This is a genomic window from Xanthobacter sp. YC-JY1, from assembly GCF_021730305.1.
Classification (GTDB): Bacteria; Pseudomonadota; Alphaproteobacteria; order Rhizobiales; family Xanthobacteraceae; genus Xanthobacter; species Xanthobacter flavus.
On sequence record NZ_CP032674.1, the window covers coordinates 4,174,353 to 4,189,536 of the forward strand.

Consider the following 15,184-nt stretch of genomic DNA (forward strand, 5'->3'; position numbering starts at 1 on the left):
CTATCAAGCGGACCCTCGCGTTTTCCGTTCAGGGTTTGATAACGCCCGCGAGCGCCGGCGGTATATAAAGATTGAGTGGGAACTTGACCTCAGACCGACTGCGCCCCAGCAGCGCAAGCAAGGCGTCGAGTCCCCTCTCGGGTTCAGGCTCGCCATCACCGACCACAATCAATCCGGGGCGAAAATAATAGGTTATGTTACCGATCTTGGCCCATTCGAGATTGACGAAAGTGTATTCAATTTTTAAACCCCTCATGTATTGATCAAATTCGTATCCGGGCTCTGTCAGATGGTCCGTTGGAGAGCAGACATACTCATAGTATTCTTTTGGTGGTTTGGTCATTATTTATCCATCTCCGCTCTTGAACTGCGTCCAATATTCGATCGCCGCTCCATCAGCCCGCCCCATCCGACAGCCCACTAAGCCAGTCCCGAGCTGCATCCATGGTGACCAGAGTGCGGCGGCCGACCTTCTTGATCTTCAGCTGTCCGGATTCGATTTCCTTGTAGGCGAGTGACCGGCCGATCCCGGCCCACTTACAAAACTGCAGAATTGAGAAGGCACCATGCCCATTTTCTTCTGCCATATTCAGCCTCCATTTGATGTTGGCTCCGACGATATAGAGGCGGCTTCGCGGATGACTCATCGCCGTCGCGATTTTTTTGCTGGGCTTCGAAGCAATTGGGAGGGACCTCTACGCGGAGGCTTCACCTTCGGGCTAAAGCAGGCCGTCGGGGGCGGGCTGGAGCTGCGGCAGCATTGGCCGTCACCCGATAACGGCATCCAGACAATCATCTCGTAGGGTCCTGGATAGGCGCTGCGAACACAGCGCGTCCGCCAAGGCTGAGTGCGGGTGCTCGCATTTGCCATCCCACGCCCGCTCGGCAAGGGCCGGACGAACATCGACAAGATCGCTGTCGACGGCTCCGTTTGGCGCCCGTCGCCTCCTGCATCCGGATTTGACGTAGCGGCGTGGTAGCGCTCGACCGCGATCTGCCTGGAGCGGACGGCGGCGATTTGCCGAGGTTCGTGTCCGGTGCATGGGGGGAAGCATGCGGGCGCGTATCCATCGCGGGACGAAGCAGATCGGCGGCTCCGTGATCGAGCTGGAAGCCCAGGGGCAACGCCTGCTGCTCGACTGCGGCCTGCCTCTGGATGGCGATGCCAACGATGACATCATGCTTCCGCTTGTACCCGGCTTCTCGGAGCCGGACCCGTCGCTGCTCGGCGTCGTGATCTCCCACGGCCATCGCGACCATTGGGGATTGCTCGGGCGGGCTCATGCAGGGTTGCCTATCTTCGTGGGCTCGGCCACCGAACGTATTCTGAACGCCTCCGCCTTCTTCATTCGCGACCTGCCGGCCATCTCGGCGGCCGGACACCTCGCGGATGGCCAGCCGCGGCGCATCGGCCCATTCGAAGTCACGCCGCATCTGGTCGACCATTCGGCGTTCGACGCCTATGCGCTGACCGTGAAAGCTGGCGGGCGGCGCCTCTTCTATTCAGGCGACATCCGCAGCCACGGCCGCAAAGGCGCCCTGTTCGAGCGGCTGGTGAGCCGGCCGCCCCAGGGCATCGACGTGATGCTGATGGAGGGATCGAGCCTCGGACGGCTGGATGAAGATGCGCGCTTTCCCACCGAGACCGAGATCGAGGCCGCGCTGACGGACGTCATCCGTCGCACGCCCGGCATGGCGTTGGTGGCCGCATCGGCCCAGAACATCGACCGGGTGGTCTCCATCTTCCGCGCGGCGAAACGCTGCGGGCGCAAGCTGGTGGTCGATCTCTATGCCGCCGAGATGCTGCACGCGACGGGCAGGGACAGCATTCCCCAGACGTCCTGGCCGGAGGTGGCCTTGTTCACCCCGTGGCACCAGCGGGTCAAGGTGAAGAAGGCCGGGCGGTTCGACCTGATCGAACGGCACAAGAGCGGTCGCCTTTATCCTGAAGACCTCGCGGCGCATCCTGAGCGATACGTGCTGCTGTTCCGGGCAAGCCTGCTCGACGATCTGGTGAAAGCCGGATGCCTCTCGGGTGCCCATGCCATCTGGTCGCAATGGGCCGGCTATCTGAAGGATGAGAAGACCGCCGCGCTTCTCGCGATGCTGAAGGCGCACGGCGTCGGCTTCGAGGTCGTCCATACGTCGGGCCATGCCTCCATCCCCGATCTGAAGCGGCTCGCCGCGGCCATCTCGCCGCGCGCCCTCGTGCCGATCCACACCTTCGAGGCGGACCGGTTTCCATCCTTGTTCGAGAACGTCGTCGTGCGACACGACGGTGAATGGTGGGAGGTCTGAATGGCTGGGTTCAAGCGTGGCATCCGCAAGCCGGGCATGATGGATGCCCTTGCGGAGTTGGCGGCACGGCCAAGCTGGTGGCGCGACGTGCTTCAGGACGAGAGACTCATCATCGGCGTGCGCGACAACTACCTTAATGTCTATTGGCACGGCCAGTCCATCTTCAAGGTAGAGATGAAGAAAGAGAGGGGGATTGTCGCCACAACGCACCCCAAATATCTCCTAAATCCAGATCTCAAGCGTCAGATTGCTCTCGACCCGTCCACAAGCGAGTTCCGCTTCGATCCAACTCTCCTCCTCACGCACCGTTACGTCCCGGGTGAGACGCTGGAGAAGCTCAAGAAGGCGGCCCAGCGCTACGCGGGCAAAGAAAAGCGTGGTGTGCAGGAGATCGCCGAAGCCAACACGAACCTCGTCGATGTCGAGATCGCGTTTCGAGAAGATGCCGAGGGCCGCCGCGTCCCACGTATTGATTTTGCTACTTTCGAGGAGCGCGCATCCAGAATTGAGTTGGTTTTCTGGGAGGCAAAGCTATTCGGAAATGCGGAGTTGTCAGATAACGAAGACAAGGGGGTTATCGCACAAATCAAAGGTTACGACCGTTTTCTGATTCAAAATCGCGATGAAATTACAACAAATTATCAGATAATCGCGAAAGATATTTCACGTATCGTAGAAATGAGCGACCGTGCACGTTCTTTGTCGCCTGCCATCCGTCGCATCGCGGATGGTGAAACGCTGCATCTCACAAAGCCTGATGATGTACGCCTCGTGGTATTTGGGTTCACAGAACAACAGCGCGACGGAATCCTAATGCCTCTGTTTACTCGGCTCGAGAAGCACCTTGGATCAGGGCGCTTCTTGGCCCGGGGTAAGTCCTCGGGCATGCGCCTGAAACTGTGAGCCGGCGACCTCAGTCCCCGTTCCGTGTCCCCGCCGCCAGCGTCTGCAAGAGTTGTTCCGCATCCGCTCCGGCCCGGTGCCGGGACGGAAGCTTCCTCGATGGCCGCCAGAACAAGTTCGCGGCACTCGTCCGGCAGGGTGCGCAGCAAGCCAGCCCAATTGCCGAGGCTGAAACTGTGCCTGGTGCCTGCGGCATCGAACAAGCTCTCGGCGCCCCGAGCTATACCCCATTGTACTCACGCGAGGCCGTCTATTGACAGAACCGGCCGGTGAAAGCGCTCTCTTTCCAAAGTGATGGAGAGCGCTCAACCGGCCGGAACTGTGAGATGTGCCGGTGCGGGCGGGCTTCAGGGTTGCCCCTTCACCTTGAACTTTGCTCCGCTGTAATGGGCGTCGAAGGCGAACGTGGTCTTGTCCGCCGGCAGGGCGAAGTGGGCCAGCAGATAGGTCTTGAAGGGGGCGCCGGCAAGCTGCCGGTCGATATAGACCGTGAAGCGGCCGTCCCGCACGTTGTAGACCACGCGACCACGCGGCCAATCCTCGTATTCTCCGATAACCTTGAGTCGGCGTTGCAGGGTCGGCCAGAACTCATAGTGGGCCGTGGGCTCGGTCTTGAAGTCTCCGTAGTCTTCCGCCTCCTGCCACGGCGTCTTGCAGGAGGCGAGCTCAGGCCGGCCGCCACGCATGACGAACCAGAAGATGCCCACGCACGCCGCTGAAGGCTCAGCCCCGTTCTCCCGCACCTCCTCCGGGGCTTGGGCGGGCTCGGTCACATGTGCCGTCATGGTCTGGCCTCCTTGCTTCAGCGGTAGTTGTCGGCCTTCGGGCTGTGCTGCGGCACGGCGCACAGGCGGTAGAGGATGGGGTCGCCGGTCCCCGACAGCAGGCCGCCCTTTCTCAGCTGGACAGCGAGGGTGCCGAGATAAAGCGGGGCAATCTCGAACTTGATGCTTCCCCGCTCTCCCTCGGCTTCGCAATCGGTGTCGATCTCGTAGAAATAGCCCTGCGCGGAGATGCGGCGGATGCGGCAGTGGGTCTCGTAGAGATGAATCTCGGACTTGGAGATGAGCATACGGTCCTTGCTGTCCGGGTCATCGCAGCCACCGTCCTGCCCCGATGAATAGAGCCCCGGCTGGATCGGCTCCAGCTGTCGGTTCAGGGCGTAGCCCGGGCTCGGCCACAAAAAGAAGGCCGCGTTCGTGAGCAATATCGAGGCCAGAAGCCCCATCAGAAAGACCATACGGCGCATGACGCGCTCCCTTTGATCGTGAACTCAGCTGGATCGGAGACCGGACCAGAGCCGATCAGGGTTGGCCCGGCTCCATTGGCGCCGCGCCCATCAGCCCCCTCAGCCGCTCCGGCTTCATCACCTTCACCATATTCACGTAAGGGGTCAGGAATTGTGCGAGCTCGGAGAAACCTCCCGCCTCGAAGGTGACGCGCAGGCTGCCATCCGCCAGCGTTTCCATCTGCTGATCGGGATGCAGGGACTGGTCCCTGAACTCCGGTGCAATCGACGGGTCAAACACCAGTTCGATGGGCTCCGGCTCTTCCTGAAAGAACCCGAATGAGCGTTCCGCATAGGCGCGCAGGCTGAAGCCCTCGGGGCGGCTCGCCCGCTCCTCCAGTTCAGCAACGGCGTCGATGCGGTCCAGCCGGAGCTGGTGGGGCTGGTCGTTATCGGGAAAGCCCACCACCAGATAGTGGGACCGCCCGAAGATCAGCCCATAGGGGACAGCCCGATAGCTCCGCGATGTTTCGTCCCCGACCCTCCGATACCGGATTTCGAGCAACCCGGCGGCCAGGATGGCATGCCGGATGGCCTTCAGGACCTCGGGCTTGCAGAGCTGTGCCGGCCCCGGTGTATGAGCCCAGACCTCGGTTTCCAGATGCAGTTCGACGTCCGGCTCAAGGCGACGGCGGTCCGCCGCGCGCAGGCCGGCGCTGATCTTCCTGGACAGGCTGTCCAGGAGGCTCGCCCGCGCCGGATCCCGCGCCTGCATGGCCTGTGCGAGGTTCCTCAACTCCGCCAGTTCCTCGGCCGTGGGCGTGGCGATGAACCGAACCCCCTTGGGCAGATTTGGAAGCCGGAAGCGGACGATCTTGCCGTCGTGGACGCGCTCCAGCGGCCCGAACATGTCGGCGACGAGGTTGCGCATGCGCTCCGCCGTGCTTCGGGATACGCCGTGCCGAGCGCTGATCTCTTCCAGACTGAGGCCGGTGGATGAAGCGGCCAGATCCAATGCGAGTTCAAGCGACGCCCGCACCTTGTCGAAACGCATGACGTAAGCCCGCAATTATCCGGTGACCGCCACAGGAGCAGGGCACCACCCAATGATGCAACCTATTGGCGAAGCATGAGCCCGGCAATGCGAGATTCTATCTGAAATCTCGATTATCTGAAAAGCCGATTATTCCGGCGTCCGCTCCCCCATGCGGATGCCGGAATTGCCGCGCGACCTTCGTCAGCCCCGTTACGCCAGACTGCGCGAACTCATGATCGAGGCGCGCAAGGCGGCTGGGCTGTCACAGGCGGCGGTCGCGGCAAAGCTCGGGCGGCCGCAGTCGTACATCGCAGACATCGAACGCAACGAACGGCGCATCGACGTCATCGAGTATCTGGCGCTCTCCGAGGCCATTGGGTTCGACGCAATCGGCATTCTGGAGCAAGTTCGCGCAGCACCGGGAGAGTGACCAAGAGCGGCAGTCGCTGGTTCTGCCCCCCAAGCGTCACCCCTTCTTAGGTGCCAACTCCTTCACATTACTCTCCGGCACAATGCCCAGCTTCGGGAAGGCCGCGCGGATAGTGTCGGCCACGTAGGACGGAGCGAGGTGGGCGTAGTGCTTCTCAGTGATGCGCGTGTCCGCATGCCCGAGTTGTGCCGCGATCACGCCCATGGGCACCCCGGCCATGGCCAAAGTGCTGGCATGGGTGTGGCGGAGCACATGAAAGCCGATGGCCGGCACGATCGTCGCCACAGCGCAGGCCTCGGCCAGCGGCCGTGTCTGCTGCGCCGGCTTCCAAGGCCCACCGTCGTCGCGCGCGAAAACCAGCGCACTCCCGTCCTTGCCATGGATCAGGCTGCGGAACAGCGCCGTGGCTTCGTCGGTCAGGACGATGTGACGGGGCTTGCCCCCTTTCGCCTCCCGCACTGCGACCGTGCGAGCATCGAGATCGATGTCCACCACCTTCAGGCGGGCCAGTTCGCTGTACCGCGCACCGGTCAGCAGTGCGCCGCGCACCAGCGCACGAAGTGGCTCCGCGCAAGCGTTCACCAGCCGCGTGCATTCGGCGGGCTTCAGATAGCGGATCACCGGCGCATCCACCGCAGCGAAGGGCTTCACTGCGCGCCACGCTTCGTCACTGCTGATGTGCCGTTCGTGCCAGGCGTGGTTCAGGGCCGCCTTCAACACCGTGAGGATGCGATTGGCGGTGGCGCGTCGCGAACGCACCGCATCCGTGTCGTCATGATCCACCGCTCGTGTGGCTCGTTCCTTGGCGGTGCTCTTGGTGCGGACCATCCTGGGGGCGGTGGCGATGCCCCGATGCCAATCTCGGATGCGGCGCGTGGTCAGCTTCGCCAGTTCCACACCGCCGAGCGATGGACGGATGTGGATCTCGATGACCCGGCGGGTGGCATATTCCGAGCGGCCGCCTTTCCCCACATAATGTGCCATGTAGTCATCGCAGGCATCCGCCACCGTATAGGGGCCGGTGCTGGCAGAGAGCCCCAGCGCACGGCGCTCCTCTTCCTGGTACCAATTACGGGCCACTGCCTGGGCCTGGCTGAAGGACAGGTGCGCCGCGCCATCCGCATCCTGCACGTCGTCCGTCGAGCCGAGCGCATGTTCGGTGTAGCGCTTGCGCTCGCCATCCCATCGCCGGGCAAGCCAGCTGCCGCCGCTTTTCTTTCGCCGGTAGCCGAGAGCGAGCCCGCCATCAAGCTGCTTCCAATAGGGCTCGCCCCGCACGGCAAGTCGTGCTCGGGCGGTGCGAGTTTCGAGGGCTGTATCTCGGACGGTGCGGGCCATGGGAAGAATGGGAAGATTCTGGGGAGTAAGTGGAGACGAACGCCAGCAGATCCCCGCGAACGGGCACGGCTTAACATATTGTGATTCAACGATCTAGCGTGATCCACTTTAGTCCGCTAATGCTCATGCATTCTCCCTCTCACGGCGAAAACAGGGGGTCGAGTCCCCTTGGGAGCGCCATTTTTCCCATATTTCAATGACTTACCCACGGTGATACACACTCGAGGGTACGTTTATGGGAAGATCCAGCGGCTTGCCTGATTGCAGCCCACTCGCCACGGCGCTTTCCGGTATCGGAGGGTCGTCCCACCCTCGTTGATCAACGCGGCCGGCAAGCGGAAGAGTTTCATTTCCCCGCCGACCAGGCCGCTCCGCCAACTGAAGCTCTGAACCGAAGCCTGCGGAAACCGCCAACCATTCGGCGGCTCTCACACCCGCGCTCGCCTTGCTGGGCGCGACCTCCCCCGCGCCAAAGCTTCGGAGGTGAGACATCGACCGCACCACGCGGGTGATCTCAACCGACTTCAGCCGAGCGCACATCATGGTGGTTCCGACCAACGAGGAAATCGTCGTCGCACGGGCCGCCAGACGAGGGTCGGCTACCCCGAAGCGGCGGCGGAGCGAGGGAGGGGGCACATGAGGAAGGCGATCAGACCGGAGGAAGCGGCGGACATCGTGCCGGACGGTGCCGTTGTGCTCATCGGAGGCTTCATGGGCGTGGGGACGCCCGAGCGCATGATCGACGCGCTGGTGGCGCGCGGGGTGAAGAACCTCACCGTGGTGGCGAACGATGCCGCCATGCCGGGCAAGGGGATCGGCAAGCTGGTGAGCGCCGGCGCCGTTTCCCGGGCGATCATGTCGCACATCGGCCTCAACCCGGAGATCCAGCAGAAGATGATCGCGGGCGAGATCGAGGTCGAGCTGGTGCCGCAGGGCACGCTGGTGGAGCGCATCCGCGCCGCCGGCGTGGGGCTCGGCGCCGTCGTCACCGCCACCGGCATCGGCACGCCAGTGGAAGAGGGCAAGCAGGTGCTCGAAATCGACGGCAAGCGCTATCTGGTGGAAAAGCCCATCCATGGCGACTACGCGCTGATCGCCGCGCAACAGGCGGACTATGCCGGCAACCTGCTCTATTCGCTGACCGCCCACAACTTCAACCCGATCATGGCGCTGGCCGGCCGCACCGTCATCGTGGAGCCGGAGATGATCGTTCCGATCGGCGTGATCCCGCCCGATGCGGTGAAGACGCCGGGTGTGCTCGTCGACCACATGCTCGCGAGGGCAGCGTGATGGATGCCAAGGTGATGGACCGCCCCCGCGCTGGCATGAGCGCCAAGGAAGTGATCGCCCGCCGGGTGGCGCAGGAGATCAAGCCCGGCATGCTGGTCAATCTCGGCATCGGCCTGCCCAGCATGGTGGCCAACTACATTCCCCATGATTACGGCGTCTACTTCCAGGCGGAGAATGGGGTGATCGGCCTCGGCGCCCGCCCGCCGGAAGGCATGGAGGACCCGCACCTCACGGACGCCGGCGGCGGCTTCGTCACCGCGGTGCCGGGCGCGGCCTCCATCGACAGCGCCATGAGCTTCGGCATCATCCGCGGCGGCCATCTCGACATGACCGTACTCGGCGGCCTGCAGGTGGACGAGCGGGGCTATCTCGCCAACTGGATGGTGCCGGGCAAGATGGTTCCCGGCATGGGCGGCGCCATGGACCTCGTCGCGGGCGCCAAGCGCGTCGTTGTGGCCATGGTCCATTCCGCCAAGGGCGAGGCCAAGATCGTGCCCGGATGCACCCTGCCCCTCACCGCCATGCGCCGCGTCAGCCTCATCGTCACCGAACTCGCGGTGATCGAGCCGACGCGCGAGGGCCTGTTGCTGCGCGAGCGCGGCCCCGATGTCCGCGTCGAGGACATCCTCGCCCAGACGTCGTCGCGCCTCATCATCGAGGATGAGGTGCCCGAGATGCGGATCGGCTGATTACCCTTGCGTGGGGGCGGCGCTATTGCGCCGCTTCCGTCAGGGTGCCGAGCGGATCGGTGAGCACATCCATGGTCGCCGGGGGCAGGCCAAGCACGTCGTGGAAGCGCTGGAGCATGGCGAGGGTGCGCGGCTCCATGTCGGACAGCGCGCCGGGGACGAACTGCACCACCTCGGCCGCCCGGCGCCGCTCCTCCGGCGTGCGCAGGAGAAGCGGCAGGGTCTCGATGGCCGCGGGACCGGCATATTCCACGATCAGGCTCTGCTCATGGATGATCTGGGCGCGCTGGTCCGTCTTCAGCGAGCGGAAGGGCTCGTCCTTGGTGAGCACCCGGGCGGACCGCTCCAGCCGGTCGCGCCGCACCGTGCCACGCGCGTCTGCCAGGAGGATCAGCATGCGGATCACCGCCTCCACGAACCCACCCGACGAGAGGTGCAGCAGCGCCGACCGCACTTCCGGAAGGCCGATCAGCTCTTCCCTGGACTTGTGCGTCCGCTCGAAATTGAAGTTGCGGCCGAACCAGCGCATCTGTGGCGTGGCGTAGATGCTGAAGAACAGCGTCTCGTACCAGGCGTCGCGCACGTCGCGGATGATGTCGAAGCTCTGCTCGATGGCATCGGCGACGAGCCTCTCGGCCAGAACGAACGGATTGTCCTCAGCGACCGGCTGGCGGCTCTGCGCGGTCGTCTGGGCCGCGCCCGGCAGCGCGGCGAGGAAGGGGTTGCGCGAGGACATGAGCCCCCGCTGCAGCCGGAGCGGATGAAGCTGCCGCCCCAGTTCCGCGCTCGCCTTGGTCACGCAGGCCTGCACCCACGGCCGCACGCAGATGTCGTAGAGCTCGCCCTGCAGTTCGGACACGCGCTCCACCGCGCCGAAGGGCACCTCGTCCTGCCGGCCGTCGCCGTAGCCGGGCAGGTCGGAAAGGCGGCGCTCCGAGAAGGAGACGGTGAAGTGCTTGTCGGCGCCCTCCTGGATCTCGTCCTCGATGATCATCTCATAGAGGCCGGGCGCCAGAGCCTCGATGGTCTTCAGGGTCGATGCCACCTCCTGGTGCTCGCGCCGGGCGATGGAGGAGGACACGAAGATGCCGAGATGGCCGATGGAATCGTGGACCATGTAGACGATGCGCTGGCCGCGGATCTTGATCTCGGTCTCGTCGGCGTAGGCGTCCATGATCCAGTTCACGGCCTGCTTGACCGGCGTGATGTTGTCGCCGTGGCTGGCGAACACGATGATGGGCGAGCGGATTTGCTTGACGTCCAGAACGCGACCGTGCTCAAGGCGGGCCTCGTTGCGCGCAAGCTTGTTGCCGACGAACAGCTCGCGCACGATCCAGACGATCTCCGGCTCATTGAGCAGGAAGAAGCCACTCCACCACTTCTCGAACTCCAGGAACCGGCCGCGCTCGGTGTCCACCTTCTCGAACACGTCGTAATATTTGCGGAACCACGTGCGCCCCGGATTCAGCATTTCGAAGTTCAGCACCAGCCAGGCGCCGTCGAAGACGCCGTCGCCATAGTCGGACCAGAACATGGGCTGGACCTGCCCGCCAAGGAGGCCGGCATTGTAGCGCATGGGATTGGAGCCCACATCGCCGGACCAGGTCTCCACCGGCGCGCCGTTGAGCACCAGCGGTCCGGTGAGGTCGGGATTGGAGGCGCCGAGCACCAGCGTGGCCCAGCCGCCCTGGCAATTGCCGATGACCACCGGCTTGGGCGCTTCCGGGTGCTGTTCCTGCACATAGCGGACGAACGAGGCCTCCGCGCGGGCGACATCGGCGAGCGTCTGTCGCGGCTCGGGATTGCGCCAGAATGCGGTGAAGTAGACGGGATGCCCCGCCTTCAGCGCCACGCCCACCTGGCTGTCAGCCTTGAATCCGCCAATCCCGGCGCCGTGGCCGGCACGCGGGTCGATGATGACGTAGGGCCGCTTCCAGTCGAGCACCTCGATGTCCTCGGGCGGAGTGATCTTCAGCAGCATGTAGTTGCAAGGGCGCGGCAGCTGACGCCCGTCCACGGCAATCTCATAGTCGTAGATCAGCACCGGCGGGCAGCCGGCGGCCTCGTGGGCGAAGAAGGTGTCGCCGCGCTCGCGCAGGCAATCCGCCATCAGGATGGCGCGCTGGGTGCGGTCGGTGGCGTATTCCCGGAATTCGCCGAGCAGGGACAGGGGCGAGGCGCGCGGCTTGGTCACCTCGGCCACGAGGCCGGTCAAGGCATTGAATGTGGCGCGCAGGCGGTCGCCATGGGTGGCCGAGATGTTGTTGAAATGCCGTCCGGCCGCCTTCGACGTCAGCTCACCCACCGTCGACCATTCAGAGAGCTGGGCGGTAAGAGCAAGGTCCCGCTGGCGGGCCGTCCATGCGTTGCCGTCGGTTACAGCCGCGAAGAACGGATTGCGATCGCCCGTCTTGCTGTCCGCAGTATTCACCGCACTCTCCCGTGACTCGGCAGTCTATGCCGGTCGCGTCGCGCGCACGGAGAAATAAAGACTGCAACCATCTCCTTAGCGGAACAATGCTGCAATAAGGTGTCTGCTGTGGATCAAATCAGTTGAGCCGGCTTAGCTGGAGAACGGAACCTCCGATTAAAGATGATTCCATTCTTATCGGGTGGGGGTAGTCCGCGTAGACAGAAAATCTTTCAGGATACGCCCTTGCATCGCGAATCTCGCGGGGGCTGCGCCGGTCCGCTTCAGCCGGTGCGTTGCTGCTGTGCAGCGTCGCCCACCGCATCCCGCGATGGCGTCTCTTCTTCGGCAAAGGAACAGCGGTCGATCCATTGGTGGATCGCCGCCAGTGCCTCCGGCTCGTCGAGGAAGGGCGTGTGGCCTCGATCGGGTACGTCCGCATAGATCATGTCCGGGCGCCGGGCCGCCATCGCCGCCGCGGCGCCGGCACTCAGCACGTCGGAATTGGCGCCGCGGATCAGGGCCAGCGGCCCGCCGGCGCAAGCGTCGAACAGGGGCCAGGCGTCCGTCGCCGGTGCCGCCAGGGCCTTCTGGAACGACAGGCGCAGATCGGGGTCATAGGGCAGGCCCACCCCGTTCGGCGTTTGCACAAAGCGGCGGATCGCCTCCTCCTCCCACCGCAGTTCCGGCACATGGTGGAAGCCGGGATTGGCCTGCGGCATGCGGTCGGCGATCTCCTCCAGCGTGGTCACGGCGGGCTCGACGCCGATATAGGCGCCGATGCGCTCGAGGCCCGCGCGCTCCATCACCGGCCCGACATCGTTGAGGCACACCCCGGCGACGCGCGCCGGCGCCTTCATGGCCATCAGCATGGCGAGGATCCCGCCCCGCGACGAGCCGATGATGGCAACGCGCGAGATCCCGAGATGGTCCAGCAAAGCGAGCGCGTCGTCGCTTTCCTGGAGCGCAGTGTAGGTATCGGCCCCGGTCCACTGGGATTCGCCGCGCCCCCGGCTGTCGAGCCGGATCAGCCGCACGTCATGGAGATGCCGGCCGAGATAGTCGAAATCGCGCCCGTTGCGGGTGAAGCCGGCCAGCGCCAGCAGCGGCCGCCCGGTGCCGACGTCGGAAAAGGCGAGGCTCGCGCCGTCCTGCGCGTGAAAGGTATCTCTTTTCATGGCATCCCGCGTGATCGCACCATTCTAGCATCGTGCGGGCGGCTGCGGTCCACCTTGATCCATCGCGGGGTGCCCGCTTCTATCTCAGGATCTTGCGGATTTCCCCCTGCACCCGCACGAGCGCGGGAAGATAGCGCGCCGCCAGGGTTTCGGCATCTCCGGCGAGGGCGGGCAGGCCGAGGTTGAGCGCCGCCACTGCGACGCCTCGCGCATTGAGAAGGGGCACCGCGATGGAGCAGAGGCCGAGTTCCACCTCCTGGTCGATCACCGCATATCCCCGCTCCCGCGCGCCCTTCACTTGCACCATCACCGCCTCGGGATCGGTCAGCGTCAGCGGCGTGCGGGCCGCGAGCGGACGCAGGCGCAGGAGACGCATGGCTTCCGCTTCCGGCAAGGCGGCGAGCAGCACGCGGCCCATGGACGTGCAATAGGCCGGCAGCCGCGAGCCGGGCATGAGAGCGATGGACATCAGCTTGCGCTGCGCCGCGCGCGCCACATAGACGATCTCGTCCACATCGAGGATGGAGACGGAGGAGCTTTCCCCCAGCTCCTCCGACAGCCGGTCGAGCCAGGGCTGCACCATCTGCGGCAGCGGCATGGCCGCGAGGCAGGCCGTGCCGAGCCTGAGCACGCGGGGCGTGAGGGTGAAGAACTTCCCGTCATAGTCCGCATAGCCGAGATGGGCGAGCGTGAGCAGGCAGCGCCGGGCGGTCGCCCGGTCGAGCCCGCTTGCGACGGAGACCTCGGCGATGGACTGGCGTGGCCGCTCGGCGGTGAAGGTCTCGATCACCGAGAGCCCCTTGGCGAGCCCGCCCATGGTGTCGCGCTGGGATATGCCGGTCACGAACCGCCCTTCGATTTGTGCGATATGTCAACAAATATCCTATATCGCACAAATTGGATTGAAGTCGAGAGGGGCGTTTTTTATTCGTCGGATATGGAAAGGGGCGCCGCCCCAGGCGCAACAGGGACCAGAATGGACAAGACGATCGCCACACCCGCGGAGGCGGTGGCCGACATCGGCGACAACGCCACGGTGATGATCGGAGGCTTCGGCGGCTCCGGCGCGCCCATCGAGCTGATCCACGCCCTCATCGACCGCTTCGTGAAGACCGGTTCGCCGCGCAACATCACGGTGGTCAACAACAATGCCGGCAACGGCCATGTCGGCCTCGCCGCCATGATCGAGGTGGGGATGGTGGGCAAGCTCATCTGCTCCTTCCCCCGCTCGGCAGATCCGCGTGTGTTCACGCAGAAGTATCTCGCCGGGGAGATCGCGCTGGAGCTGGTGCCGCAGGGCACACTGGCCGAGCGCATCCGCGCGGGCGGCGCCGGCATCCCGGCCTTCTACACGCCCACCTCCTACGGCACCGAGCTCGCCAACGGAAAGCCCACCGCCGAGTTCGACGGTCGGCCCTATGTGCAGGAGCGCTGGCTGAAGGCCGATTTCGCGCTGGTGAAGGCGCATCTCGGCGACCGCCTCGGCAACCTCACCTACAACAAGGCGGCCCGCAACTTCGGCCCGCTGATGTGCACGGCGGCCCGGCACGCCATCGTGCAGGTGTCGAAGGTGGTGCCGCCCGGCACCATCGATCCCGAGCATGTCGTCACCCCCGGCATCTTCGTCTCGCGCGTGGTGGAAGTGCCCAACCCCGCCCAGGAAGAGCTGCTGAACCGCGCCGGAGCAACCTATCCATGACCGCCAGCGACGATACCAAGCTCTCCAACGCCCAGATCGCCTGGCGCGCGGCGCAGGACATCGCCGACGGCGCCTATGTCAATCTCGGCATCGGCTTCCCCGAGATGGTCGCGCGCTATCAGCCGGCCGGCCGGGAGGTGATCTACCACACCGAGAACGGCATCCTCGATTTCGGCCAGGAACCCCCGGCCGGCGAGGAGGACTGGGACCTCATCAATGCCGGCAAGAAGGCGGTGACGCTGAAGCCCGGCTCGGCCTTCTTCCACCATGCGGACAGCTTCGCCATGGTGCGCGGCGGGCATCTCGACGTCGCCATCCTCGGCGCCTACCAGGTGGCGCAGAATGGCGACCTCGCCAACTGGAGCGTCGGCGCCAAGGGCGTTCCGGCGGTGGGCGGGGCCATGGACCTCGTGCATGGCGCCAAGCGCGTCGCGGTCATCACCGAGCACGTCACCAAGGCCGGCGAGCCGAAGCTACTGGACCGCTGCACCCTGCCCCTCACCGGCGTCGGCTGCGTCACGCGGGTCTATACCAGCCTCGCCGTGGTGGACATCGAGGGCGGCCGCTTCGTGCTGCGCGAGAAGCTGCCCACCATCACGCTCGAAAAGCTCCAGTCCCTCACCGGGGCCGAGCTGGTCATCGCCGGCCCCGTGGCCGACCTCATCGTTCCCCAGCTGTAGGAGCC

Annotated in this window: 16 protein-coding genes; 7 read left to right on the plus strand and 9 right to left on the minus strand. The window is 64.8% G+C overall.

Translation table 11 applies throughout. The annotated features are described in order from the left end of the window. Positions 1 to 28: 28 nt before the first annotated feature. Positions 29 to 343, minus strand: a complete 315-nt coding sequence (locus D7006_RS19635) for a hypothetical protein (protein WP_229646289.1) — start codon at positions 341 to 343, stop codon at positions 29 to 31. Between the two features lie 52 nt (positions 344 to 395). Further along, positions 396 to 587, minus strand: coding sequence for a DNA-binding protein (locus D7006_RS19640; protein WP_229646290.1), 192 nt, complete (start codon positions 585 to 587; stop codon positions 396 to 398). A gap of 466 nt (positions 588 to 1,053) precedes the next feature. On the opposite strand from D7006_RS19640, the gene D7006_RS19645 reads away from it, so the two are divergent. Together D7006_RS19645 and D7006_RS19650 are read left to right on the plus strand one after the other, a co-directional pair. Then, complete coding sequence (locus D7006_RS19645; RefSeq protein WP_237354250.1) at positions 1,054 to 2,298, plus strand: MBL fold metallo-hydrolase; 1,245 nt, start codon at positions 1,054 to 1,056, stop codon at positions 2,296 to 2,298. Next, positions 2,299 to 3,201, plus strand: coding sequence for a hypothetical protein (locus tag D7006_RS19650; protein WP_237354251.1), 903 nt, complete (start codon positions 2,299 to 2,301; stop codon positions 3,199 to 3,201). Between the two features lie 347 nt (positions 3,202 to 3,548). On the opposite strand, the gene D7006_RS19655 is transcribed toward D7006_RS19650, so the two are convergent. Genes D7006_RS19655 through D7006_RS19665 form a run of 3 tightly spaced genes read right to left on the minus strand, consistent with a single transcriptional unit; the run spans position 3,549 to position 5,483 of the window. Next, on the minus strand, positions 3,549 to 3,986 hold the full coding sequence (locus D7006_RS19655) for a hypothetical protein (RefSeq protein ID WP_237354252.1): 438 nt from the start codon (positions 3,984 to 3,986) through the stop codon (positions 3,549 to 3,551). A gap of 17 nt (positions 3,987 to 4,003) precedes the next feature. Continuing rightward, positions 4,004 to 4,450 carry a hypothetical protein gene (locus D7006_RS19660; RefSeq protein WP_237354253.1) on the minus strand — a complete coding sequence of 149 codons (447 nt, stop codon included), beginning with the start codon at positions 4,448 to 4,450 and terminating at the stop codon, positions 4,004 to 4,006. Positions 4,451 to 4,505: 55 nt separating this feature from the next. Then, positions 4,506 to 5,483: a YafY family protein gene (locus D7006_RS19665; protein ID WP_237354254.1), complete on the minus strand. Its 978-nt coding sequence runs from the start codon at positions 5,481 to 5,483 to the stop codon at positions 4,506 to 4,508. 151 nt (positions 5,484 to 5,634) lie between these two features. Between D7006_RS19665 and D7006_RS19670 the strand changes: the two genes are divergently transcribed. Then, entirely contained in the window at positions 5,635 to 5,895 is a 261-nt protein-coding gene (locus D7006_RS19670) for a helix-turn-helix transcriptional regulator (RefSeq protein WP_237354255.1), read from the plus strand. Positions 5,896 to 5,931: 36 nt separating this feature from the next. On the opposite strand, the gene D7006_RS19675 is transcribed toward D7006_RS19670, so the two are convergent. After that, on the minus strand, positions 5,932 to 7,233 hold the full coding sequence (locus tag D7006_RS19675; protein ID WP_237354256.1) for a site-specific integrase: 1,302 nt from the start codon (positions 7,231 to 7,233) through the stop codon (positions 5,932 to 5,934). Between the two features lie 636 nt (positions 7,234 to 7,869). Between D7006_RS19675 and D7006_RS19680 the strand changes: the two genes are divergently transcribed. Together D7006_RS19680 and D7006_RS19685 are read left to right on the plus strand one after the other, a co-directional pair. Next, positions 7,870 to 8,523, plus strand: a complete 654-nt coding sequence (locus tag D7006_RS19680; protein WP_237354257.1) for a CoA transferase subunit A — start codon at positions 7,870 to 7,872, stop codon at positions 8,521 to 8,523. Between the two features lie 35 nt (positions 8,524 to 8,558). Then, positions 8,559 to 9,212, plus strand: a complete 654-nt coding sequence (locus D7006_RS19685) for a 3-oxoacid CoA-transferase subunit B (protein WP_237356954.1) — start codon at positions 8,559 to 8,561, stop codon at positions 9,210 to 9,212. A 22-nt stretch (positions 9,213 to 9,234) separates the two neighbouring features. Here D7006_RS19685 and D7006_RS19690 read toward each other — a convergent pair whose 3' ends face one another. The 3 genes from D7006_RS19690 to D7006_RS19700 all read right to left on the minus strand — a co-directional run bounded on the left by D7006_RS19690 (position 9,235) and on the right by D7006_RS19700 (position 13,617). After that, positions 9,235 to 11,643, minus strand: coding sequence for a DUF3141 domain-containing protein (locus tag D7006_RS19690; protein ID WP_237354258.1), 2,409 nt, complete (start codon positions 11,641 to 11,643; stop codon positions 9,235 to 9,237). Between the two features lie 263 nt (positions 11,644 to 11,906). Then, positions 11,907 to 12,800, minus strand: a complete 894-nt coding sequence (locus D7006_RS19695; protein WP_237354259.1) for an alpha/beta fold hydrolase — start codon at positions 12,798 to 12,800, stop codon at positions 11,907 to 11,909. A 79-nt stretch (positions 12,801 to 12,879) separates the two neighbouring features. Further along, positions 12,880 to 13,617, minus strand: coding sequence for an IclR family transcriptional regulator C-terminal domain-containing protein (locus tag D7006_RS19700; RefSeq protein ID WP_169123879.1), 738 nt, complete (start codon positions 13,615 to 13,617; stop codon positions 12,880 to 12,882). Positions 13,618 to 13,776: 159 nt separating this feature from the next. Here D7006_RS19700 and D7006_RS19705 point away from each other — a divergent pair, with 159 nt between their 5' ends. Together D7006_RS19705 and D7006_RS19710 are read left to right on the plus strand one after the other, a co-directional pair. Continuing rightward, complete coding sequence (locus D7006_RS19705) at positions 13,777 to 14,499, plus strand: 3-oxoacid CoA-transferase subunit A (protein ID WP_229646302.1); 723 nt, start codon at positions 13,777 to 13,779, stop codon at positions 14,497 to 14,499. Beyond that, complete coding sequence (locus D7006_RS19710; protein ID WP_237354260.1) at positions 14,496 to 15,179, plus strand: 3-oxoacid CoA-transferase subunit B; 684 nt, start codon at positions 14,496 to 14,498, stop codon at positions 15,177 to 15,179. Before D7006_RS19705 ends, D7006_RS19710 begins: the two co-directional genes overlap by 4 nt. Positions 15,180 to 15,184 lie beyond the last annotated feature (5 nt).